The sequence below is a fragment of the Chloroflexota bacterium genome, from assembly GCA_009840355.1.
Classification (GTDB): Bacteria; Chloroflexota; Dehalococcoidia; order Lucifugimonadales; family JADFKI01; genus Bin90.
On the sequence record VXNZ01000014.1, the window covers coordinates 56847 to 79557 of the forward strand.

Consider the following 22711-nt stretch of genomic DNA (forward strand, 5'->3'; position numbering starts at 1 on the left):
GCGTTCTTCATTCCACAGGAGGCATTTCGCCGATTTTCGTGCCTTGAGTAGCGGGATGCAAGGTGATTTTCGCTTACATATTCGCGAATTCCACTGCAATCTGCATTAACTTGCCGCTGTCCGCTGCCGTCAATGTTCTGGTTGATTTCTTGAACTTCTCTTAAACGATTGATGCAATTCCGCTTGCCGCGTCTTTTGGACTTTCGCTACCTTTTATATACGGATGTTGGGAAGGTTGGTAGCGAAACGCCTCGAGGAGTGAACGGTGAATTTAGGAACTACTACTATCGATGTTGTCAGCGACGGCACATTTCTGATGGACGGCGGCTGCCTGTTCGGACAAGTGCCCAAGACCCAGTGGGAGTTGCAGATAAAGCCCGATCGGCGAAACCGCATACGTCTCGCGTTGAACTGCCTACTTATCCAGACGCCGGAGCTGAACGTGCTGGTAGACACCGGCGCAGGCTCGAAGCGACAGGACAGGATGAAGGAGACAATGCGGCTTAACGGCAACAAGCTGCTGAAGGGCTTGAAGTCGCACGACATCACGGCGCGCGACATCGACGCGGTAGTACTCAGCAACCTGCATTTTGACCACTCTGGCGGCTGCACGAAGCTCGACCGCTCCGGCACACCCGTGCCGACATTCCCGAAGGCGCGGTATCTAGTGCAGCGGTCCAGCTGGGAAGAGGCAAACTCGCCCAACGAACGATACGCTGACACATTCTACGACGACGATTTCCTTCCACTTGCAGAGCGCGAGATGATCGATTTTGTGGACGACGACTACGAAGTCATCCCCGGCCTCAAGCTGAAGGTTACGGACGGACCATCCATCGGCCACCAGATTGTGCTGGTAGAACGTGGCAGCGAGAAGATCGCCTTCGTGAGCGACCTAATCCCTACGCCGTACCACCTGCCCTTGCCCTACATCCCGGCGATGCACGAATACCCGAACACAACGCTTGAACGCAAGCGCGAGTTCATTGAGATGGCGATCGAAGGCGGCTGGTTGGTTGTGTTCGGCCACGCCTTTGAGCAGAACGCGGGCTACATCGTACAGAAGAACGGCGCGACGCACTTCTTGCCGGTCGAAGTTTAGGCTGCCAAGTTGCCGGCATAGCACTACCGCTTTGGATGTAAGGAGGGGCGCTCATTGCAGCGCCCCTTTCCTTCGCCCACTTACACGAACTGCGCAATTCATTGTCCCAAGAATTGTCAGGTTGCGACACCCAGACTACTTCCAGACTACCTCGGCATTGACCGTTCCGCGCTCGTCAACCGATTGCAATATCCCGCCGGTAATTTCGTTCAACAGCATATCATCGCTCTGCGCTCTGACGCGGATGTAGTTGTCGGTCAAGCCAGTCCAAAATGATTCACCGTCGCGCGTTGTCCGGCTTTCCCAAAGCACCGGGCGCGCATCGCCCAACCGCTCTTGACGGAATTGCCGCATTTGCGACTTGGACAACGCCAGCAGCGCGTTCATCCGCTCGCTCTTGACCTCCGGCGGCAATTGCTCTTTGAAGTGCGCCGCGCTGGTGCCGGGCCGCACCGAGTACGGGAACACATGTATATCTGCGAACCTGATGGATTCGCAGATTTTGTAAGTCGCCTGAAAATCATCGTCCGTCTCGCCGGGGAAGCCCACGATAACATCGGCAGTTACGCTGACATGCGGAATGCGCGCGCGAATTCGGCTAATGGTCTCGGCGTATTCCTGCGTAGTGTACCTGCGGCGCATCCGATTTAGTATGCGGTCGCTGCCACTTTGCAGGGGCATGTGGAAGTGCGGGCAGAGCCGTACGTCGTCCCACAGGTCTAGCAGTTCGTCGCTTATCTCACGCGGCTGCAACGAAGATACGCGCAGCCGCTCAACATCGGTTTGCGACAAGACGCTTGCAATAAGCGAATGTAACGACGCCTCTAGCAAATCAAAACCGTAAGAGCCGAGCTGCGTGCCGGTCAGCACCACTTCGCGATAGCCGCTGTCGATGAGCCGGCGCACTTCGTCCACAATCGCATCTGTCGGGACGCTTTGCTCCCTACCCCGCACCTTAGGCACGATGCAGTAAGCGCAGACCTGATTGCACCCTTCCTGTATCTTCACCATCGCGCGAGTGCGGCCGATGCTGGGAATCGTATAGTCGGCATCGTCGCCGGTGGCGCACGGGACGGTGCTGGCACCATTCTCGCCGCGCCAATCCATGACCTGCCGCACAAGCCGCGATTTGTCCACATTGCCGAACACCAAGTCGATCGCAGACATGTCTGCGAGCTGCTTTGGCGAACGCTGGGCGTAGCAGCCCGTCGCGACTATGGTGGCGCTCGGATTGCGCCGCCGCGCCGCCCGCAGCGACTGCCGCGCCTTCCTGTCCGCGACATGCGTCACGGTGCAGCTATTGACCACATACACATCCGCCGGCTCATCTTCGCGCACCTGCTTCAGCCCCGCCTCCGCAAACTCGCGCGTCAGCGCCAGCGTGTCAGCCTGGTTAAGCTTGCAGCCGTGCGTCTCAATGGCGAATGTTGTAGGGCTAGTGGCTCCAGTCTCGTTAGTCTGTGTCTGCATCACATAGCACTCGGGGAGTAGTTCCTTCCCTTTTAGTTTAGGAGATGGTTAGGATGGGAGGCAAGCGGAAAATGTGCAACACTACTGAAGCATTGCTGCCTTGTCAGAGCATTTACGCTGATGACATTCCGCTATGCTATTATAGGGATTTGTGGAATAGGCGGTCAATTCCGGGCGAATGGAGACTGTGCATGGACTGGATAGAACGCGCGCGCTGTATGGTGGCGTATCACCCGGAGGCGGTAGACTTCATTCGCAGGGCATCCGACTACTTCCCTGTCGATATGGCGCACATCCATCTGTTGCTTCGGCTGTGGGTCGAAGCGGACAATATGGACGCGGTGATACTGCCGATGCTGCACGAACTCAATGCCGGTCTGCTGGATGAAGAGGGCATCATCGACACCAACAGAGGCGCATCTTTGCGGCCAACCGCTTTCGCGTCGTTCAGCGATGCCAACACTGAAGAAATCGTGTATGAGTGCTTCTGGCACTTGAACTGGGGCGATAGTCAAGCGCTATCGGTCGTTATGTCTGTGAACGGCGATGGCGTGTTTCAAGTTCAGGCACGTGGCGAAGCGTCTGTAAGCGAGCATCGTATCGGTTATCCGCCTAGTGAGAACGCATTGAAGGACGCGCTTGTAGCCGTGTATGTCGCTGAGCAGACTGCCGACTGATGCCCCATGTTTATGGTCATTCGGCACGAACCCGGCATGAATTAGCGTTGGACGAATACTTCTCGCCAGCCGTAGTAATGTATCAATCAGGCGGCAAGACTGCTATAGTTCACATTAATATCTGAAACTGGAGCAATCCCAATATGAAGAATCGAGTAGTAATTACCGGGATAGGCGTTGTCAGCCCGATTGGGCTTGATCGCCAGTCCACATGGGAAGGACTGGTCGCCGGCAAATCCGGCGTGGACCAGATTTCGTGCTTTGACCCAGAAGGCTATCGCACCACCATCGCCGCGGAAGTCCTGGGCTTCGACGCCGCGCAGCATGTCGGCAGGAAGGAAGCGCGCCGCATGGACAGGTTCGTGCAGCTTGGCGCGGTCGCCGCCCTTGAAGCGGTTGACCACGCGGGCATTGGCATAAACGCAGACAACAGCACGCGCGTCTCCGTGATGATCTCGAGTGGCATCGGCGGCATTATCACGCTGTCCGAGCAAGTCAAGGTTCTAGAAAACCGCGGTCCGTCGCGTATCAGCCCGTTCCTTGTACCGATGATGCTGCCGGACATGGCGTCAGGACAAGTGTCGATTATGCTCGGCGCAAAGGGCCCGAACTACTCCACCGTATCCGCGTGTTCCAGCGGCGCGGATGCCATCGGACAGGCGCTCGAAGTGCTGCAGGAAGGCGATGCCGATGTGGTGCTTGCCGGCGGCGCAGAGGCCGCGATATGCCCGATCGGGGTTGCAGGATTCAACGCCTGCCATGCGCTCTCCACACGCAACGACGACCCTGCCGCCGCATCGCGGCCGTTCGATGCGGAACGCGATGGCTTTGTGATGGGCGAGGGCGCAAGTGTGCTAGTGATGGAGACACTTGAAAACGCCATAGAGCGCGGCGCAACGCCGATTGTCGAACTCGTTGGATATGGCTCGACTGCGGATGCCAATCACATCACGCAGCCCGCGCCCGAAGGCGAAGGCGCGGCGCGCGCGATGAAGATCGCTATCAAGAAGGCTGGCTTGCAGCCCGACGAAATCGGCTATGTGAACGCGCACGGCACATCAACGCCGCTGAACGACAAGTACGAGACGATGGCGATGAAGGGCGTGTTCGAGGAGGGCGCGTACAGCGTTCCCATCAGCTCCACAAAGTCGATGACCGGACATCTTCTTGGCGCGAGCGGCGCGCTCGAAGCAGCCATAACCTCGCTCGCGATTGCCAAGCAGACCATTCCACCGACAATCAACCTGCGGAATGCCGACCCCGAATGCGACCTGAACTACACGCCAAACGTGGCGACGCAGGGGCGCATCGACGCTGCGCTCAGCAATTCGTTCGGCTTCGGCGGGCACAACGCCTCCCTAGCCTTCCAACGCTACGAGGATTAACGGACAGCGCGTTTAGTCTTCTTCCTGCCATTTACTTAAAGTCGGGTAACGATTCATCATTGATTTCTGGCGAAAATGCGCGCTGCTTACCTGCCCATTACGAGTCCTAGCATGTATAGTACGGGCTGAGACTCTTCATCTTCACTTTGATGGTTCATTGCAATACCATGTCAGACGCGACACAAAAGGGCTGGAAGCTGCGCGATTTCCCACCGTTCGGTTTTGCCCAAGAACTGGGTTTCACACCATTCCACGCCCATCTTCTTTACAATCGGGGCGTTCAGACAGCTGAAGACGCCGAGCTCTTCCTCAATACAGACGAGCGCCTGCTTAACGACCCCAAGATGCTCCCGGACATGCCCAAAGCCGTCGAGCGGCTTAGGCAGGCGCTTGACGGCGGGGAGCACATCGCCATATTTGGCGACTTCGATGCGGACGGCATAACCGGCACTGCTCTCTTGACGACCGCCCTCAGAAGCTTGGGAGCGAAGGTTACTCCATTGCTGCCGAACCGCGCGGACGAAGGGCACGGGCTGAATACCCGAGCGATCAATCTGATGGCAGAAGGCGGCGCATCACTGCTGATTACTGTGGACTGCGGCACGACTTCCGTTGACGAAGTGGACCAGGCTGCGGAGCTGGGTATCGACACAATCATCACGGACCATCACACCGTGCTGCCTCAAGTCCCTGCATCCCACGCGCTCATCAATCCGCGACACCCGGATTCGCTCTATCCATTCGGCGGTCTTACCGGCGTCGGCATGTCGTTCAAGCTCATTGAGGCGCTATACGGCGCGCTTGACGAAGATTGGCCCGAGCACCTGCTCGAATTCGTTGCACTTGGCACAGTGGCGGACGTTGGACCGTTGCAAGGCGAGAATCGCTTTCTGGTCAAGCGCGGCTTGGAGAGCCTGAACCGAACCGATAATCCGGGCATACAAGCGCTCGCTGGCAGCGCGAGAATGAATATGGGCACGCTCGACACGGAATCGCTGTCGTTCGGCATAATCCCGCGCCTAAACGTGCCGGGACGCCTAAGCGACCCAAAGGTAGCATTGCACCTGCTGACGACCGACAGTGCGGATGTGGCGCGCTCGCTGGCAGACGAAATCGAGCATCTCAACGGCAAGCGGCAGGAACTTACCCATCGCGCCGTTGCAGAAGCAGAGGCGCAGGTTGAGCGGCAGTGCGAATTGCCGTATATCCTCATTGTGAAGAGCGCCGATTGGATACCCGGGATCTTGGGTCTGATTGCGGGCAGGTTGTCGGAGCAATACTATCGCCCGGCAATCGCCATCTCGATTGACGGCGAGATCTGCCGTGCCAGCGCGCGAAGCATCCCGGAGTTCAGCATCATTAAGGCGATGGGCGAGAGCGCAGAATTGTTCGACGAATGGGGCGGACATCCGCGCGCCGCCGGATTTACCATGCAGATCGCTAACCTGCCTGCCCTTGAGCAGAACTTGTACTGCACCGCCGCCGAGTGGTTGGATGGACAGAGCCTTGCGCCGTCGATAGACATCGACTGCGAAGTGCGTCTTGAAGCATTCACGCCGAACAACGTCAATTTTATACTGTCGCTCGGTCCGTTCGGCGAAGGCAATCCGTCGCCGGTGTTCCTGACGCGCGGCGTGCGAGTGGTGGAAGCGCGGCGGGTCGGTTCCGGAGGGCGGCATCTCAAAATGCGGCTCAATCAGGGACGCACGACAATCGACGCGATCGCTTTCAATCTGGGGCATCTGGCAGGCGTAACGCGACGCGAAATCGATGTCGTGTATAGCGTAGGGCTTGACTCTTGGCAGGGACGCACGACCCTGCAAATGACCGTTCAGGACTTGTGCGCTTCCAATTGATCGCGCCGCGGGGCATTACCAGCCTGTTTCTGGCTACCCTACCCGCCGGTTATGAATCCCTCTCACGCCGTCGCCGTTCCGCGCGTGAAACTCTGCGGGCGCGGCGTTCTTGGCTCTCACCGCTTGCTCGTGCTTCCTGCTCGGGTGTTGCCGGACGCGCCTTGATTATGAGCAACGGAATGGTGATGAGCAGCACCAGAATGGCGATGAAGTGCGCTTCCTGCAGCCCCAGCGCCCACACCTTATCTTGTCGTAGGAATGTGACCAAGAAGCGTCCGACCGCGTAGAACGATAGGTACAGCGCGAACAGCATGCCGTCCGGTCGCAGCTTGTCGCGCAGTTTCCAAATGATGAACAGCGCGGCGAAGTTCCACAGCATTTCGTATGCGATGACGGGTTGCACGGGAACGCCAACGCCGTTGGCGCAGACGCGAGCGTCGCTGTCATCGCTCACCCAATTGAACGCCAGAATGAAATCCGTCGCTGCCCTGGCGCAATGCTCGCCGTTCACGATGTCGCCGATTCTGCCGACGGATTGCACCAGCAGCAGCGCCGGCGCCGTCAGGTCTGCGATTACGCCGATGGGATGCTTGGCTATGTAGCAATACGCCGCCCCGCCTAGGAATCCGCCCAGAATGCCGCCCCACACGCCTATGCCTCCGCTCCAGATGAACAGAATCTGCAGCAGATTGAACTGGTAATAGCCCCAGTTGTCGATAACATGGACAAGGCGCGCACCGATAATTCCGCCGAGTATCGCCCAGATTGCAATGGAGTAAATGTCGTCCGGGTCGATGCCCTTCATCGGCGCCCATCTGCCCACCAGATAGACTGCCATAGCGACCGCCACGAAGGTGAAGAACCCGTGCCAGCTTAGCAGGAATGACCCAGTGTTGATTAAGTACGGCGAAATATCGATTTCAATCATGCGCTTCCTGCGATTGGTCTGCTTTCATTCGATAATTTTGTCGGCGAATGCCACTGGCAAGACACAAAATAGCGGTGTCAGGTGGATGTGTCAATAGAATGACGATTGTGGTAAGCCCTTGCCCCTATTGTATGCAAGCTCAATTCAATGCCGCACAAGCATGCGATAGCGTTTCCTTCCAGGTGTTCAAGAGTATCTTGTTACCGTTCGTGGTGAGCGCTTCGGCAAGCTCAGCACAGGTCTTGTTAAACCACGCGCTCCCGAGTTCTCGTGCTTTGACAGACCCTTCGACTGCGCTCAGGACAGCTCAGGACGAACGGGATTCTTATTCAAACCACCTGAATGGAAACGCTATCTAGGCATGCGCGGGCATGCCGATAGGCGTTATGCTAGAATATGAACAGATAGCAATCATCATATTTGGAGCGTTGTGTACAGTTGCAGAATAGCGTTGATGGATTCTTGAACTATATGACGGTAGAGCGAGGCGTTTCGCCGAACACACTTTCGGCCTACAGGAGCGACCTCAATCAACTAGTGCAGTACTTACAGACCAACCATTTGAACGGTAACGGCAGCGATTGGCAGGATGTGGACGAAGATATGATGTCCCAATATCTGCTTCATCTTCACGCGCTAGAGTATTCCGATACTACGCGCGCACGGAAGGTCGCATCGAGCCGGTCGTTGTTTGGCTTCTTGCTGGACGAAGGCAAGGTAAGCCGCGACCCTACCGAAAATATCAGCTCGCCGCGCATCGGGCGTTCGCTGCCGGACACACTGAGCGTGGATGAAGTCGGCGACCTGCTCGCCTACGCGGCGTTGCAAGACTCGCCGGACGGTTTGCGCAACCGCGCGATGTTCGAGCTGATGTACGCTTGCGGACTGCGCGCATCCGAACTAGTCTCACTTGATCTAGGCGACATTGACTTGGAGCAAGGCAGCGTGCGCGCCTTTGGAAAGGGCGGCAAAGACCGCGTGATCCCGGCACATGCCGATGCAATCGCGGTGATGCGACGCTATATCAATGAAGCGCGGCCTTCGTTTGTGAAGCGCGAATCAGAGCGATCACTGTTCCTAAACAGGCGCGGCAAGCGGCTCAGCCGTCAGGGATTCTGGTTGATTCTAAAGGCGAGTGCCGCGCGCGCGGGCATCACCAAGGCGATTAAGCCGCACATGCTGCGCCACAGCTTCGCCACGCACCTGCTGCAAGGTGGCGCTCCACTGCGGCATGTGCAGGAGTTGCTGGGGCATTCCAGCATCACAACCACGCAGGTTTATACGCACCTGACCAGCGAGCATGTGCGCACCGAATACGATAAGTCCCATCCGAGAGCGTGAATGATGATGATTGAATTCGCCTGTATCGGCAAGTAGTATTCTCAGCACGGTCTCATACATAAGTCTTCACAGAAACACGCATAGGAGACATTGCAATGCCAAGCAAAGCGCAACGCGCAGCATCGCGACAGGCACGGCTGAGCCGCAGGAAGCGACGCGGCAAGGCAGCGCCTCAGAACTTTGAAGCCGGTCCTACGCAGTCCACCGCGGTCAGCGACGCAGCAGCCGCTGCGCCGTCGCGTCCTGCAAGGCGGGCTACATCGTACAACTCAAGCCCGGAGGCTCAGACGAGCACAGCAACCGCCGTAGCACCCAGCCCCCGCCCAGCCCCGCGCGCAAGACGCCGCGCCATCGATACTAGCGCGCCGGCAGTCAGCAAGTTCTTAGTCGGCGAGATTAGGCAGATCGGCATCATCACATCGCTTATCGCGGTGATTCTCGCAGGACTGACATTCGTGCTGGGCTAGGCAGGCAGCAGAGCCCAGCTGTCGTTTCCAATCCCAACTTTGCCTTCCATGCAACCCATAACGGCGCCAAGTGCCGGCGCTTCTTCAGGCATTGCAACGGGAAGGCAATTCTGACATATTGCCGTTAACATGCCGTACATCGACTTTTCCGAGCGTCTGAAAGCAACGCCCACAAAGCCGGGCGTGTACCTGATGCGCGACGAAATCGGTGCAGTGCTGTATGTTGGCAAGGCTGCAGGGCTTCGCAGCCGCGTCAGTTCGTACTTTGCGCCAAGCGCCAGTCATCCCCGTAAAATCGCCAACATGGTGGAGCGGGTTGCGGACTTCGAGTACATTGTTACCGAATCCGAGCAAGAGGCGCTCATTCTCGAGTGCAACCTCATCAAGGAACACCAGCCGCCGTACAACGCCCGCCTGAAGGACGACAAGAGCTACCCGTTCATCAAGATCGATGTGTCCGAGGACTTCCCGCAGGTCTATATCACGCGGCGCGTCAACAAGGACGGCTCGAAGTACTTCGGCCCGTTCGCAAGCGCAGGCAGCGTGCGCCGCACACTCGGCCTGCTAAAGAAACTATTCCCCTACCGTTCCTGCACCAAGACTATCACCGGCACGGACGCTCGCCCCTGCCTCGACTACCATATCCACCGCTGCGTCGGTCCGTGCATCGGCGCAGTCGATAAGCAAGAGTACAGCGAGGTCATCGACCAGGTTATTCTGTTTCTCGAAGGCAAGACAAACAAGGTCGTCGGGTCGATTAAGCAGCGCATGCTCGCCGCAGCCGAAAGCCTTGAATTCGAGAAGGCGGCTGTGCTGCGCGACCAGCTGACCGCCATTGAGAAGGTACACGAAGGTCAGAAGGTGCTGCACCTGACATCGGAGAATGCGGATGTCATCGCTACTGCGCCGGGTACCCGGGAGGCATGGGTCGAGGTGTTTTTCATACGGCAGGGCAAGCTTATCGGGCGCGATAATTTCCTGATGACAGGCACGCAGGACGACGAGCCGAACAAGATTCTCACCGCTTTCGTGAAGCAGTTCTACGACGCCACGCCTTATGTCCCACCGCGCATACTCGTGCAGCATCCGCTCGAAGAGACTGACGGCATCGTGAAGTGGCTGCGCGAGAAGCGGCAAGGCAGCGTGCGCGTCCATGTGCCGCAGCGTGGCGAAAAGCGCCGTCTTGTTCAGATGGTCGCGGAGAACGCAGAGCAAGGCTTTGAGCAACTTCGCGTCAAGCAGATGTCGGACACCGCCGCGATGGATGCCGCAATGTCCGAACTGCACGAGGCGCTCAGCCTGCCGAACCCGCCACGCCGCATCGAGTGCTACGACATTTCCAACATTCAGGGCACGAACGCGGTTGGCAGCATGGTCGTGTTTGAGGACGGCAAGCCCAAGAAGGCGCACTATCGTCGATTCCAAATTAAGTCAGTCAAGGGCGTGGACGACTACTCCATGATGCGCGAAATGCTGACGCGCCGGTTCAAGCGTCTGTCTAAGTCAAGGCGTCCTCGCAACCCTGACGACCCGCCGGACAAGCCACTTCAGCCGATAAGCAAGGCAGACGGCGGCAACGCCTGGGGCATCGAACCGGACCTCGTGCTGATAGACGGCGGCAAGGGGCATCTCGGCGCTGCGCTGCAAGTCTTCTTGGAACTAGGAATCAATGACATCCCGCTCGCAAGCCTTGCTAAAGAGAACGAAGAGTTGTTTATCCCGATGATGAGCGAAGGCATAATGCTGCCGCGTAACTCGCAAGGGCTGTATCTGGTGCAGCGCGCGCGAGACGAAGCGCATCGATTCGCCATCACATTCCACAGAGAGCGCCGCTCTAAGAAGAGCGTGCAGTCAGCGCTAGACCTAGTGCCAGGCATTGGCCCCAAGCGCAAGCGAATGCTGATACGCAGATTCGGCTCAGTAAGAGGCGTCAGCAACGCATCCGTCGAAGAAATCGCATCCGTCCCCGGCATGACACTAACCCTGGCACGCAGCATCAAGAATTACGTGTAGATGCTGGCGCTAGGTTTCGCCAGAAAAGTCTGTCTTCTTTGCCTAGTTGTCCCCTCCCTTTCGACGGAGGAAGGCTGACAGGGGTGAATTGCAGTCGAGCAAGGTCTGTTGCCAGAACTTGACCATGGCTAACCCGCTGCCCCTTCGTTTCTACGATCCTCGCCGCGGATTCCGCCGGTGAACGGACGCAGCAGGCTGGTGAACTCCATAGGGAAAATGAACTTGGTGGACGAGCTTTCGCCCAGCTTTTGCAGCGTTTCGAAGTACTGCAAGCTCAACGTGTTGGAGTCGATGTTCTGTGCAACGTCGTACACCTTATCCAGCGCGTTGCTGAAGCCTTCCGCGCGCAAGATCGCTGCCTGCTGGTCGCCCTCTGCGGACAATATCTCCGCCTGGCGCTCGCCTTCCGCTTTAAGAATCGCCGCCTGCTTCTCGCCTTCCGCGACCGTGATGGCGGCTTGGCGCGTGCCTTCGGCTTCGGTTACGGCTGCGCGGCGCACGCGCTCGGCGGACATCTGGCGGTTCATCGCTTCCTGAATGTCGCGCGGCGGCTCAATTTCGCGAATCTCGACCTGCGTAACCTTGATACCCCAACGCTCGGTTATCTCGTCCAGCTTCAGGCGAAGTTCTTCGTTGATGCGCTCTCGCTGCGAAAGTACATCGTCAAGCGGCATTTCACCGATGACGGCGCGCAAAGTAGTCGTCGCAATGCCGATGACGGCGCTGGCGTAGTCCACTACCTCGAGGATGGACTTCTGCGCCTCGTTTGGTATGACGCGGAGATACACCAAAAAGTCGATGTCAATAGGTGCATTGTCGCTGGTGATGTTTGTCTGGCGCGGGATGTCGATAACGTCTTCGCGCAGGTCAACGGTATGCGTCTTGTGGAACGGCCATAGCAAGACCTGCAATCCCGGCGGCTTCAACCCAGCGAACTTGCCAAGCCAAAATACTCCGAGCAACTCATACTGCTGAACAATCTTGAAATATGGAATCATCGCTTCTTACTCCTGAAGTGCATTCTTGATGTAAATCCTAGAATCTATAGCGCTGATTTCATGAATTCTGGCGCTTCTCCTTCCGGAGATAGGTCAGAATTGGAGAATATTGAACAGTAAAGAGACTCGACTAGATCAATCCCCGTCCGCCTTGAACACCTTGAGCACGAGACCGTCAACTTCCAGAATAATGACGCGCTCGCCGCTCGACACATGCGCGTCCGAGTCAGCGACGGCAGTCCACTGCTCGCCTGCCACCAGCACGCTTCCACGCGGCGTGAGCGCCGTAGTCGCCGTACCAATCTCCCCGATGAGTCTACTGGGATCGGTCGGGCTGGCGTACTTCCCCGCCTTACGCGCGTCTCGCATCGCCTTGATTGTCAAAGCCACACTGCCAATGGAAATAAGCGCCGCGCCCCCGACAATCGCGGGATTGCCGCTGCTGACCATGAATGCGCCGACGATTAGACACGCCGCACCAGCGATGCCGAAAATACCCGTGCCGGGCATCTGCGTTTCCGCGATGAAAAGTATGATTGCCGCGACAATCAGCGCTGCCCACAGTAGTTCGGGATCCATCACCGCTCCGTCCGTTCGGAAAAGGCGGACTCGCTCGTTACTTTCAATACAAGCCCACTCACTTCCACTATCATAACACGCTCGCCGCTCGGAACGGGAATACCGTTCTCAGAAACCGCGCTCCACTGCTCGCCTGCCGCTTGCACGCTGCCAGTCGGGTTGAGGTCGGTTGTTGCCGTGCCGATTGTACCGACCAGATTGTTCGGGTTGCTCGTCGAGAAATCGTAGTATGCGGGTGCTCTGCGCGCTTGGCGCACTGCCCTGACTGTAAGCAGCAGCGACGCGAACATCGCCGCGCACACCGCGCCGATCACCCACAGACTGATGGAAAGGCTCGGTGCGTCCGGCAGCTCCGGAGCTTGCGGTGTGATGCTGATATTGCCGAACAGCAGGAACGCGCCAACGACGAATGCTACCGCTCCACTTATACCAAATAAGCCGATGCCCGGCGCCTGCGCTTCAAGGTAGAACAGCGCCATTGCCAGCACAATCAGCCCGACGCCGACCCAATTGACGGGCAAGCTGCCAAATGCAAGAAACGCGAGCGTTAGCGCGATTACTCCGACCGCTCCGGGGCCAATCAAGCCGGGGCTGAACAGCTCGATGAGGATGCCGATACCGCCGATGGTCAGCAGCAAGAACGCTACATTCGGGTTCGCGAGAAAGCGCATGAAGTGGTCAACCGGCGTGCGCTCGATAGGCGTCACGGTCATGCCTTGCGTGGCAAGCACGACATTCTCGCCGTTGAATTCAATCTCCATGCCGTCGAGCTGCTCCAATAGGTCGGCAAGGTTATCCGCTTGCAGGTCTATGACTCGCAAATCAAGCGCTTCTTCGGCTGTGTACGACCGCGCGGCAAGTACCGTCTCTTCGAGGGCGTCGGCATTTCGGTTACGCTGCGAGGCAATGCTGCGAAGGAAGGCAGATGCGTCCTGAGTCGCCTTCTCACGGATTGTGTCGGGCAGGTCTTCACCGCCTGCGCTGACCGGAGACGCCGCGCCGATGTTGGTCGCTGGCGCCATCGCAGCGACATGCGCAGCGGCGGTGATGAATGTGCCGGCAGAGGCGGCGCGGGCACCGGGCGGCGATACATACACGACGACCGGAACCGGCGCGGCGAAGATTTCCTCTACAATCTCACGCGTGGAATCAAGCAGTCCGCCGGGAGTGCTCAGCTGCACAATTAGCAAGCTGGCGCTAGCGTTGCCGGCGTCGTCAACCACGCCGGCAAAGTTGTTCGCTTCCAATGGCGTGATGGCGTCGTCAATGACCAGCAGATGCGCCTCGCCGCCCGCCGCCTGACTCGCCGCCTCAGCCGTGCCAATGTACTGCACTGCCAGAAGCCCACCAAAGCCAAACAGTATCAGCGAGACCGCAAAAATGTGCCTCATAAGCCACGACTCCACTATTCATACAAGTGCATCGTAAGTAAGGCTATGCGATATGTCAAACGCGCGGCTATACACTCAGCAACGAATTTCCAGTCAATCGTGGGCGGCTGAGATGGGACATTTACTGCTTTGCCGGGCCATCACGAATCTGCCATAAGTCAGCCGGATTTGCGTTTGGCTTTGCTTACAAGCGGCGGCGCAACGGCAGAAATCTAACGAACGAGAGACTGGCCTGCAAACCGCAAATAAGGTTGAATTACTAAATTTTGCGTGTTGCTTTGAATGCCGCCGAAAGAGACAAGTCAGTACGCGATAATTTCCACACCGAACTGCGCAAAAGCGTCGGCGGCGCGGGTGCATATTGGGATATCGAGTTGAATTGCGGTTGCGGCTACCAGCGCGATATACGAGACATCGCGCTCTAATGAATGCGACTCGTCGCCCTTCTGATAATCTGCCGCCAACAGCCCGGCAGTTCTAGCGGTCTCAATGTTGGGCGGTGCCTCTTCAACAAAACGCAGCACGCTGAGGAATCCAATCTCCGTACGCCTGTCAATATCGCCGCTCTGCCATAGTTCGAATACGGTCAGAGGAGATATGGCGGCTTGGATGTCGCCGTCCAGAATGGATTCGACCGTCGCGCGCGCGGCAGCATCGCCACTGCGCAGATCGTCGAAGAGCGTCCTGTCGAGAAGCATTTCAGCCACTATCCGCCTCCCCGTCGTTGGGAGCGCCGAACATTAGCGCCGTCCGCGCCAAGTGCGCGGCGTCTTCGTCGGAGAAATCGACCGGATCGCCGACTCTGCCTAGTGCTTGGAACTCAGGCTGTCTAGAATCTGAGTCGTGCATTGGTGCGTCGATACTGTTGCTGAAATCGAATGCGCCAAGCGCAACACGGCGCGCCTCGTCATCCGAAAGCCCAATCGGCGCGCCTAGCGGTTGGTTCGCCTGCGCGCGCAGATATTGGTCATCCCATACAGACGGTTCGATAGGTGCCGCCGCAGCATCGGACGACCGCGATAACGGAGCAGAATCGCCTGATATGGCATTCGTCAGCGCGTCCTCCACGAAGCGGCGCATCGGCACACGCAGTTCCGCGGCACGCGACTTTGCGGCAAGATATATGTCCTCGCGGATGTCAGCGTATAGCTTGCGAGTTGGTTCGGAGTGCTCTCGTATTCTAGGCATAATTCAAGGTTATAGGAATATGAACATATAGTCAAGAGGCGCAAATTCGTTCCATGCGGTACAATTCTCACCGAAATAAGGCTTGATGCCATATACAGATATGCTGCAGACAGTGATTCTAGATGTTCCTGCCATTGGATTTCTTGAATTCATTGCAGGGAGAGTATGTACACAGGCGTGCCGTGCGGATGATATAATTCTCGGCATTATGAAGATTGTAATTGCACCACAGGCATTCAAGGGAAGCATATCGGCGTTGGATGCGGCAACGGCGATGCGCGAAGGCATCAAGCGGGTTGTGCCCGAGGCCCAGGTCGTCACGGTTCCGGTGGCAGACGGCGGCGACGGTACACTCGAAACTCTGGTTGAAGGATCCGGCGGACGCATTCACGACCTAGAAGTTACCGGACCGCTAGGCGAGCGCCGCATGGCACAGTGGGGCGCCATGGGCGATGGCATAACCGCTGTAATAGAAATGGCACGGACATCGGGGCTTGCCCTAGTGCCGCTGGACGAGCGCAACCCACTCGCGGCGACCACATACGGCCTTGGCGAAGCTATCGCGCACGCATTGGACGCCGGTTTCAGGCGCTTCATCGTGGGCATCGGTGGTAGCGCGACGAACGACGCCGGCGCGGGAATGGCGCAGGCGCTCGGCGTTAGACTGTTGGACGATGCCGGCGACGATCTACCATTCGGTGGCGCGCCTCTCGCACGGCTGAGAAATATCGATACTTCGGGAATGGACGCTCGGATTGCTCAGTGCGAGTTTATGGTCGCCTGCGATGTCAATAATCCTTTGACCGGACCGACCGGCGCATCCGCAATTTACGGCCCGCAGAAGGGCGCCACGCCTGAAATGATTGCCGAGCTAGACGCCGCCCTCTCGCACTTCGCCGCAGTTGTGGAGCGCGATATTGGCGCGACCATCAACGATGTGGCAGGCTCTGGCGCGGCAGGCGGACTAGGCGGAGGCATGATCGCTTTCGCTGGCGGCGAACTTCGTGCCGGCGTGGACATCGTGTTGGGTACAATTCGCTTGGACGACTACCTGCCCGGCTGCGACCTCGTCATCACGGGCGAGGGCAGCATGGACCATTCAACCATCTACAACAAGGCGCCGGTAGGCGTGGCGCAGCGCGCGAAACGGCTGGGCATCCCGGTAGTAGGCGTTAGCGGCTCGTTGGGCGCTGGTTTCCAGGATGTCCACGAGCATGGCATTGACGCTCTCACGTCGATTACGCCGGGACCTATGAGCCTAGACGAAGCGTCAACCCGTGCGGCCGAACTCATCGCCAATGCAACGGAACAGGCGCTAAGGTTCATGAAGGCGGGATCAGCGGTCTTCGGCGAACATAGCTAGAATGTCGTAACGGCACTCACTCCCCTACCCTGTCCGCTCTGCCAAGTCAGTCAAGCAGGATCATGTGGACTTCGCCGGGGCCGTGCACACCGGTAACCAGCTGGTACTCGATGTCCGCTGAACGGCTTGGTCCTGAAATAATGTTTAAGTAGCTGCCGATGTCGCCGGTGAGGAAGTCCTGCCGGCGGAGCGTGAAGAGTTCGTCGAGGCTTGGCAGCACTTGTCCGGAGCGCACGACTGCAATGTGCACGGGCGGCAGCAGCGAGATGACCCGGCTGACGCCTTTGCGTGGCAGCAACACGCATGACCCTGTCTCCGCAATTGCGTAATCCACGCCGGTGATGCCGATGTCTGTGCCTATCGCCTTCCCCCGCAGTTCGCCGCGCATGGCTTCCTGCGCATCGTCCGGTGTGTCCTGATCGACCGCCATCACTTCGAGCGTAATGCCGGTGCCATGCATAGCCTCTTCGACGTCGAGAGCGTCCAGTGCGGCGTGTGTGGTTCGCAACATGGTGCGCGCTTCGATGTCGCGCGCAACCTCACGAATGTAGTGTGTTGCATCCTGCGGCGATTTCGCGCGGAACACCCGCCAGGCGGCTTCGGCGGCGGTGCGTTCCAAGCTCGCCATCAATTCGTCGGCTCGCGCTGACATGTCAGCCGCGACTTGCTGCGCCCGTTCCTGCGCCATCGCAGAACTCAGCGACAGGTGCGTCGCTGCGTCAGGCGTAACATTCGGAACGGCGTCTCGCCCTAGACTGCGGCTCAGATTGGTTAGAAAGTCTTCGGATTTCATTGGCGTACGGTATGTCAATGCGAGTGGTCAGCAACGGCTGGCAGTGCGTTGCTATCGAATCGGCTCACAGATTGTGGTCTTTGGTTCGCTTACGGAATGGTCGAGATGCAAGGCTCGGCAGAGCGCGGTAGCGTGTCCAAGCTGACAATGGCGATGATCCTGCCTTATCCTTGTTTTCGCTAGGCATGAACGGCTGCGCCAGTCTGCCGAGTTTGCTCGCGGCCGACATAGCAAATGAATTGGACGCCGCCATGCGCCATGCCTTCATTGCCAGGCGCTCTTTGGTCGTTGATGTCCTGTGCCGCGGATACTTGTCGCCCTCGGCAAGCTGGCGCCGCAGATACAGCAGCATTCTCGGCAGGTTTATCTTCACCGGACACGCCTCTTTGCACGCGCCGCACAAACTGCTCGCGTATGGCAAGTCTTTGGCATCTGACAGATTCGTGAGCATCGGCGACACTATTGCTCCGATGGGTCCGGGATAGACCCAGCCGTACGAGTGCCCTCCGACCTTGCGATAGACCGGGCAGGCGTTCAGGCACGCGCCGCAGCGCAAGCAGTACAATGCTTCGCGCAAGTCCGGGTCGGCGAGCAGGCGCGAACGTCCGTTGTCCACGATGACTAGGTGAAATTCTTCGGGCCCGTCTTCATCTTCCGCACGGCGCGGTCCGGTTACAGCGGTCACATAGCTGGAAATGCGCTGCCCCGTCGCCGAGCGTATGAGCAGGCGCAGCATAATACCCATATCTTCGATGGACGGCACGACCTTTTCCATGCCCGTGATGGCGACATGAATTCGCGGCATAGATGTGCACATCCGCCCGTTGCCCTCGTTCGTTACCAGCACGAGCGTGCCCGTCTCAGCGACTATGAAGTTCGCGCCGGTGATGCCCATATCCGCGGCGATGAACTTCTCGCGCAGTTGGCGGCGCGCTTCCTGTGCAAGGTCGTCAATGCTGGTGTAGTGCGGCGCATTCAACTTGTCCTCGAACAGCTCGGATACATCCTCGCGCGACTTGTGGATTGCCGGCGCGATGATGTGGAATGGCGCTTCGCCAGCGAGCTGGATAATATACTCGCCAAGGTCGGTCTCAACGGATTCGATGCCCGCCTCTTCAAGACGCTCGTTCAAGCCCATCTCTTCGGACACCATGGACTTGCTCTTCACGACAGTCTTCACGCCTTTGGACTGCGCAAGGCTGGTGACATAGCTAGTCGCCTCGTTGGCGTCCTTGGCGAAGTACACATTGCCGCCTGCCTTTTGGACATTCTCCATTGCCATGCGCAAGTAGGAATCCAGATTTGCGATGGTGTGCGCCTTGATCGCGCGGCCACGATCTTGCAGCGCCTCCCAATCGGGCGTAGCGGCGGATGCATCGAGCCTCGCTTGGTGAAATCCGCCGTACAGCCCAAGCAAGTTCGCCTGAATCTTCTCGTCGTTCAGCGCGCTTGCGGCAGAGTCCGTGAACTGTTTTGTAGTTACCTGCATTGCGTTTATCCGGTCAGCGCGTCGTCTAGAACCTGCGCTATGTGCTGCGGCTGAATGTCCATACAGCGCTTTGCGATGCCGCCGCCGATGTGCATCAGGCAGCTGCTATCGCAAGCGGTAATCGCGTCCGCGCCGGTCTTGCCTGCGTATTCCAATTTGTCGTTTAGCATTGCTCCTGAGATCTCGGGGAATTTCACGGAGAAGGTGCCCCCGAATCCGCAGCAGACCTCGGATTGTTCCATCTCGACAAGTTCCACGTCCGGCAGCGAGTCTAACAGCGTACGCGGTTGAGTTTGCGCGTGCAGCTCGCGGCGCAAGTGGCAGCCTTCGTGATAAGTTATTTTGCGTTTATGTTGGCTTGGATCAGCTTCAACGTAAGCGCTGAGGTCGTCGATTCTCAGTACATCTACGATAAACTCTGTCAGCTCGTAAGTACGGCTTGCGAGAGAGGCGATTCTCTGCTGCATCGCGGGCTCGTCGTGGAACAGCTCGGCGTAAAATACGCGCATCATGCTGGCGCACGAACCGGAAGGCACGACGACATACCTATCGTGCTGCAATAGTTCAATCGTCCGGCGTGCGAGTGGCTTTGCATCGCTCCAGAATCCGGAGTTGAACGCAGGTTGCCCGCAGCAAGTCTGCGCCGCAGGAAAGTCCATCTCAACGCCTAGACGACGCAGCAAGCGCACCGTGCTGTCGCCGACCTCAGGGTATATCTGGTCGATGATGCAGGTCACGAAGAGCGACGCGCGAACGGGCGAAGTCGCGGCTGCCATCAGAACACCAGTCCATGCACGAAGAAACCGACCATCCACGCCAGGATGAAGATGGGGCACGCCGCGAATAGTTTGCCCTCCGTCTGAGTCTTCGCCGGACCGTGCACAAAGACGTACAGGATAAACGCGCCAAGCCCAATAGCGACCAGCACGACGGACGCGAAGTTGACGCCGAGCACCAAGCCGATGATGAATCCGACTATCGCCCAGGGGATGGGATTGTCGATGTATTGGAAAATTGTCATGGATGTCTATCGTCCGGCGGAAACTAACAGGATAATTAGGATGGGGATTAACCTGTCCCAAACCCTTGCCTACTGATGTGAAAGGATTCTAATTGCAAGGGAAAGGATACTACTTAGAGGGCGTGGGCGCAAATGAAATCCGACATGGATGGACAGGATGGAAGGACGTGAGGGCACTGAGCTAGCACTAATGAAGTGAGAGAGTGAAGTGACAGTCAATCCAGTATCTCTCAGAGAGAAACAACTATGAAACTGACACAAATCGCAACCACAGTAACCGTTGAAACGAGAGATAGACATCCCGGCGAACTACCACTTGAGTCACGGGTTCTGTTACCCTTTACCCTGAGCACATTCGCTGTTCCTGTATGACCCTTTGAAGTCGCCCAATTCAAGGGATCCCACCCACGGTTATCTCTCATATTCACATCCGCGCCAGCAGAGATAAGCATAACTGATATATCTCTGTGCCCTCCATTAGCCGCACAATGTAAAGGTGTTAGCCCATCTTTGTTCCTTGCGTTGACGTTAGCACTCGTGCATATGAGTGCCTTCACTATTTCAACATGACCATTTGCGGATGCCCAGTGCAGAGGTATCCATCCATCATAGGGCGTATCCACGTCTGCACCAGAAGTAACCAGCACTAGAGAAGTTTCCTTATGACCTTCGAACGTTGCGCGATGTAAAGGTGTCCAGCCTTCTTCACTTCGCGCGTTGATATTGGCGCCTGCGGTGATGAGCACCTTCACCGTCTCTGTATGACCTTCATTGGAAGCATAATGCAAAGGGGTCAGACCATCCTTATCACTCGCGTTGATGTCAGCACCTGCATCAATGAGATTCTCCATTATCTCATTGTGACCTTGATTAGCCGTCCAATGCAGCGGTGTCCACCCACGTTCATTTCTCACATTGACGTCCGCGCCCGCCTGAATAAGCGCCTTTGCTATTTCTGTATTACCATTGTATGCCGCGCGAGACAATGCAGTAAGCCCATCATTACCGAGTACGTCCACGGGGGCACCTGCAGCAATAAACGCAACTGCTGCTTGTGTTATGAGATTCTCACGCTGTTCTATTTCGGCTCGCGTTCTCTGATGCCGTCGCCTTTCTCTCTCAGCGTGTGCCTGTTGTCGTCTTAATTCTCCTTCCTCTTGTGCTCGTTGTCTGTTGGCTTGTTCCTGTCGCCGCTGACGCTCCTCTTCAGCCTGCACCCTATCCCTGTAGTCCCAAGGACGTTCTAAGTTCGGGTGTTGCCAGATGCCTTTGCCTTCCATGTAGGCCGTTCGCTCTGCCTCCCTGAGACCTAGTTCATTTTGTCCATCTTCAAAATGGCTGTACCAGTATGCTAAGCCTTCTCGCACCATAGCGTAATTGAGAGTATTTACGGCCTCAAAGCCGTCTTTGTACACAACCGCTACTGTCCGTCCATAAGGGTCATTTGGGTTCTTGACATCAGCCCAGAAGCGCCGCCCTTGCCGGACAAGGCTTATGAGACATTCGGTGGCTTGCTTGCCATATTTCTGCGGAGCCTCTGGTGCGTCTATGGCGTAAAGACGGATGGCGATATATCTGCCGGACCCGTCGAGAACGCGCGCCTCGAACCCGTCGCCATCTACGACACGCGCGATTTCTATTGGGAATCGATTCCGTTCTCTGTTTCGCATAAGTCGTTACCAACGCAGGGAGTCAGCCCCAATTGTACAACAATCGTGCGTTAGGTTATGTGTGATCGCTTTGCAAGTCAAATGGCTTGCTGACATAATGATGCATCTTGCAGATACAAGAACATGCAGAAAGGTTTTATATATGAGTGCAATAGACGCTTGGAATCAGCGGGTCAAGGCACATCACGCGCAGTCGGAGGCGGTGATGGCTTCGGCCGGATGGTCAGACGACGACTTCTGGCAGCCGTACGCACGGTTCTTCCGCCACGACCCGCGCCGTGAAGGCGATGCGGTGCTGGATTTGCTGCTGGCAATGGTGCGCGAAGGCAGCACCGCCCTCGATGTTGGCGGCGGCGCGGGACGCATGGCGCTGCCGATGGCGTTGAAGTGCGACCATGTAGCGGTTGTTGAGCCGTCCGGCAGCATGATCACGCAGCTGCGCGAGGTCGCGTACGACGCGGGTATCTGCAATGTGTCCGTTACGCAGTCCACTTGGGAAAACGCCGAGCTTGACGTGGCGGATGTGGTGCTCTGCGCGCATGTCGTGTACGGCGTAACGGACCTCGAGCCGTTCGTGCGCAAGCTGGACTCGCACGCGACTGAACTGGTCATATTGTTAGCGTTCGTCGAATCGCCGATGAGCCGCATCTCGCGCTTCTGGCAGCCCGTGCACGGAGAAGAGCGGATCGATATGCCCGCGCTGCCGGAGCTGGTCAATGCGCTTTGGGAAATGGGCATCTATCCGGATGTGAAGATGATGCCGCCCGTAATGCCGGACAAGTTCGAGGACCGCGAAGTAGCGCTGTCGCAGCTGCGCAATCGTCTCTTCATTAAGACAGGCAGTGCGGAAGAAGACAGATTGCGCGAGGCGATGGACGAGCTGCTGGTCGATGTAGAAGGCGGCGTCTTGGTCAAGGGCGTGTCGCCGGTGCGTCAGGGCTTTCTGTCGTGGCGGCCGGAGCGGTAGCGCGCGAATTCAG

The 22711-nt window shown here is 57.5% G+C and carries 21 protein-coding genes; 9 read left to right on the forward strand and 12 right to left on the reverse strand.

The features are described 5' to 3' along the window. The first annotated feature begins 265 nt into the window (after positions 1 to 265). Entirely contained in the window at positions 266 to 1102 is an 837-nt protein-coding gene (locus tag F4X57_03855) for an MBL fold metallo-hydrolase (GenBank protein ID MYC06294.1), read from the forward strand. 135 nt (positions 1103 to 1237) lie between these two features. Here the strand turns inward: F4X57_03855 and mtaB are convergent, their stop codons facing one another. Next, entirely contained in the window at positions 1238 to 2572 is a 1335-nt protein-coding gene (mtaB, locus tag F4X57_03860; protein ID MYC06295.1) for a tRNA (N(6)-L-threonylcarbamoyladenosine(37)-C(2))-methylthiotransferase MtaB, read from the reverse strand. A gap of 191 nt (positions 2573 to 2763) precedes the next feature. On the opposite strand from mtaB, the gene F4X57_03865 reads away from it, so the two are divergent. The 3 genes from F4X57_03865 (at position 2764) to recJ (ending at position 6490) form a co-directional block, all read left to right on the forward strand. Further along, on the forward strand, positions 2764 to 3249 hold the full coding sequence (locus tag F4X57_03865; protein ID MYC06296.1) for a hypothetical protein: 486 nt from the start codon (positions 2764 to 2766) through the stop codon (positions 3247 to 3249). A 143-nt stretch (positions 3250 to 3392) separates the two neighbouring features. Next, entirely contained in the window at positions 3393 to 4634 is a 1242-nt protein-coding gene (gene fabF / locus F4X57_03870) for a beta-ketoacyl-ACP synthase II (protein MYC06297.1), read from the forward strand. Positions 4635 to 4780: 146 nt separating this feature from the next. Next, complete coding sequence (recJ, locus tag F4X57_03875; GenBank protein ID MYC06298.1) at positions 4781 to 6490, forward strand: single-stranded-DNA-specific exonuclease RecJ; 1710 nt, start codon at positions 4781 to 4783, stop codon at positions 6488 to 6490. A gap of 49 nt (positions 6491 to 6539) precedes the next feature. Here recJ and lgt read toward each other — a convergent pair whose 3' ends face one another. Further along, positions 6540 to 7418 (reverse strand): prolipoprotein diacylglyceryl transferase, encoded by an 879-nt coding sequence (lgt, locus tag F4X57_03880; GenBank protein MYC06299.1) that lies wholly within the window; start codon positions 7416 to 7418, stop codon positions 6540 to 6542. Between the two features lie 438 nt (positions 7419 to 7856). Between lgt and xerD the strand changes: the two genes are divergently transcribed. The 3 genes from xerD (at position 7857) to uvrC (ending at position 11239) form a co-directional block, all read left to right on the forward strand. After that, entirely contained in the window at positions 7857 to 8759 is a 903-nt protein-coding gene (gene xerD, locus F4X57_03885; GenBank protein MYC06300.1) for a site-specific tyrosine recombinase XerD, read from the forward strand. Between the two features lie 95 nt (positions 8760 to 8854). Next, positions 8855 to 9226 carry a hypothetical protein gene (locus F4X57_03890; protein ID MYC06301.1) on the forward strand — a complete coding sequence of 124 codons (372 nt, stop codon included), beginning with the start codon at positions 8855 to 8857 and terminating at the stop codon, positions 9224 to 9226. 129 nt (positions 9227 to 9355) lie between these two features. Beyond that, entirely contained in the window at positions 9356 to 11239 is a 1884-nt protein-coding gene (gene uvrC / locus F4X57_03895; GenBank protein ID MYC06302.1) for an excinuclease ABC subunit UvrC, read from the forward strand. Between the two features lie 128 nt (positions 11240 to 11367). On the opposite strand, the gene F4X57_03900 is transcribed toward uvrC, so the two are convergent. From F4X57_03900 to F4X57_03920, 5 genes are all read right to left on the reverse strand, one after another. Then, positions 11368 to 12237 carry an SPFH/Band 7/PHB domain protein gene (locus F4X57_03900; GenBank protein MYC06303.1) on the reverse strand — a complete coding sequence of 290 codons (870 nt, stop codon included), beginning with the start codon at positions 12235 to 12237 and terminating at the stop codon, positions 11368 to 11370. A 135-nt stretch (positions 12238 to 12372) separates the two neighbouring features. Then, complete coding sequence (locus tag F4X57_03905; protein MYC06304.1) at positions 12373 to 12816, reverse strand: hypothetical protein; 444 nt, start codon at positions 12814 to 12816, stop codon at positions 12373 to 12375. After that, a complete protein-coding gene (locus tag F4X57_03910; GenBank protein MYC06305.1) occupies positions 12816 to 14207 on the reverse strand; it encodes a nodulation protein NfeD in 1392 nt (463 codons plus the stop codon). Before F4X57_03910 ends, F4X57_03905 begins: the two co-directional genes overlap by 1 nt. A gap of 302 nt (positions 14208 to 14509) precedes the next feature. After that, positions 14510 to 14914 carry a type II toxin-antitoxin system VapC family toxin gene (locus F4X57_03915; GenBank protein ID MYC06306.1) on the reverse strand — a complete coding sequence of 135 codons (405 nt, stop codon included), beginning with the start codon at positions 14912 to 14914 and terminating at the stop codon, positions 14510 to 14512. Next, the gene (locus F4X57_03920; protein MYC06307.1) at positions 14907 to 15395 is read right to left on the reverse strand and encodes a hypothetical protein; all 489 of its coding nucleotides are present in this window, start codon (positions 15393 to 15395) and stop codon (positions 14907 to 14909) included. Before F4X57_03920 ends, F4X57_03915 begins: the two co-directional genes overlap by 8 nt. A 208-nt stretch (positions 15396 to 15603) precedes the next feature. On the opposite strand from F4X57_03920, the gene F4X57_03925 reads away from it, so the two are divergent. Continuing rightward, a complete protein-coding gene (locus F4X57_03925) occupies positions 15604 to 16758 on the forward strand; it encodes a glycerate kinase (protein ID MYC06308.1) in 1155 nt (384 codons plus the stop codon). 46 nt (positions 16759 to 16804) lie between these two features. Here the strand turns inward: F4X57_03925 and F4X57_03930 are convergent, their stop codons facing one another. The 5 genes from F4X57_03930 to F4X57_03950 form a co-directional block, all read right to left on the reverse strand. Beyond that, on the reverse strand, positions 16805 to 17551 hold the full coding sequence (locus tag F4X57_03930) for a hypothetical protein (protein ID MYC06309.1): 747 nt from the start codon (positions 17549 to 17551) through the stop codon (positions 16805 to 16807). A 64-nt stretch (positions 17552 to 17615) separates the two neighbouring features. Then, on the reverse strand, positions 17616 to 19040 hold the full coding sequence (locus tag F4X57_03935; GenBank protein MYC06310.1) for an iron-sulfur cluster-binding protein: 1425 nt from the start codon (positions 19038 to 19040) through the stop codon (positions 17616 to 17618). Between the two features lie 5 nt (positions 19041 to 19045). Continuing rightward, a complete protein-coding gene (locus tag F4X57_03940; protein ID MYC06311.1) occupies positions 19046 to 19816 on the reverse strand; it encodes a (Fe-S)-binding protein in 771 nt (256 codons plus the stop codon). Then, a complete protein-coding gene (locus F4X57_03945; GenBank protein MYC06312.1) occupies positions 19816 to 20061 on the reverse strand; it encodes a hypothetical protein in 246 nt (81 codons plus the stop codon). Before F4X57_03945 ends, F4X57_03940 begins: the two co-directional genes overlap by 1 nt. Positions 20062 to 20291: 230 nt before the next feature. Further along, positions 20292 to 21731, reverse strand: coding sequence for a hypothetical protein (locus tag F4X57_03950; protein MYC06313.1), 1440 nt, complete (start codon positions 21729 to 21731; stop codon positions 20292 to 20294). On the opposite strand from F4X57_03950, the gene F4X57_03955 reads away from it, so the two are divergent. Beyond that, on the forward strand, positions 21625 to 22698 hold the full coding sequence (locus F4X57_03955) for a class I SAM-dependent methyltransferase (GenBank protein ID MYC06314.1): 1074 nt from the start codon (positions 21625 to 21627) through the stop codon (positions 22696 to 22698). The two genes, F4X57_03950 and F4X57_03955, sit on opposite strands and share 107 nt — an antisense overlap. Positions 22699 to 22711: the final 13 nt, after the last annotated feature.

Excerpts from the sequence above, each read along its gene's own strand:
- mtaB (MYC06295.1), bottom strand. The coding sequence starts at position 2,572 with ATGCAGACACAGACTAACGAGACTGGAGCCACTAGCCCTACAACATTC.
- F4X57_03865 (MYC06296.1), top strand. The coding sequence starts at position 2,764 with ATGGACTGGATAGAACGCGCGCGCTGTATGGTGGCGTATCACCCGGAG.
- fabF (MYC06297.1), top strand. The coding sequence starts at position 3,393 with ATGAAGAATCGAGTAGTAATTACCGGGATAGGCGTTGTCAGCCCGATT.
- lgt (MYC06299.1), bottom strand. The coding sequence starts at position 7,418 with ATGATTGAAATCGATATTTCGCCGTACTTAATCAACACTGGGTCATTC.
- F4X57_03890 (MYC06301.1), top strand. The coding sequence starts at position 8,855 with ATGCCAAGCAAAGCGCAACGCGCAGCATCGCGACAGGCACGGCTGAGC.
- uvrC (MYC06302.1), top strand. The coding sequence starts at position 9,356 with ATGCCGTACATCGACTTTTCCGAGCGTCTGAAAGCAACGCCCACAAAG.
- F4X57_03900 (MYC06303.1), bottom strand. The coding sequence starts at position 12,237 with ATGATTCCATATTTCAAGATTGTTCAGCAGTATGAGTTGCTCGGAGTA.
- F4X57_03905 (MYC06304.1), bottom strand. The coding sequence starts at position 12,816 with ATGGATCCCGAACTACTGTGGGCAGCGCTGATTGTCGCGGCAATCATA.
- F4X57_03910 (MYC06305.1), bottom strand. The coding sequence starts at position 14,207 with ATGAGGCACATTTTTGCGGTCTCGCTGATACTGTTTGGCTTTGGTGGG.
- F4X57_03920 (MYC06307.1), bottom strand. The coding sequence starts at position 15,395 with ATGCCTAGAATACGAGAGCACTCCGAACCAACTCGCAAGCTATACGCT.
- F4X57_03925 (MYC06308.1), top strand. The coding sequence starts at position 15,604 with ATGAAGATTGTAATTGCACCACAGGCATTCAAGGGAAGCATATCGGCG.
- F4X57_03930 (MYC06309.1), bottom strand. The coding sequence starts at position 17,551 with ATGAAATCCGAAGACTTTCTAACCAATCTGAGCCGCAGTCTAGGGCGA.
- F4X57_03935 (MYC06310.1), bottom strand. The coding sequence starts at position 19,040 with ATGCAGGTAACTACAAAACAGTTCACGGACTCTGCCGCAAGCGCGCTG.
- F4X57_03940 (MYC06311.1), bottom strand. The coding sequence starts at position 19,816 with ATGGCAGCCGCGACTTCGCCCGTTCGCGCGTCGCTCTTCGTGACCTGC.
- F4X57_03945 (MYC06312.1), bottom strand. The coding sequence starts at position 20,061 with ATGACAATTTTCCAATACATCGACAATCCCATCCCCTGGGCGATAGTC.
- F4X57_03955 (MYC06314.1), top strand. The coding sequence starts at position 21,625 with ATGGCGATATATCTGCCGGACCCGTCGAGAACGCGCGCCTCGAACCCG.
- F4X57_03950 (MYC06313.1), bottom strand. The coding sequence starts at position 21,731 with ATGCGAAACAGAGAACGGAATCGATTCCCAATAGAAATCGCGCGTGTC.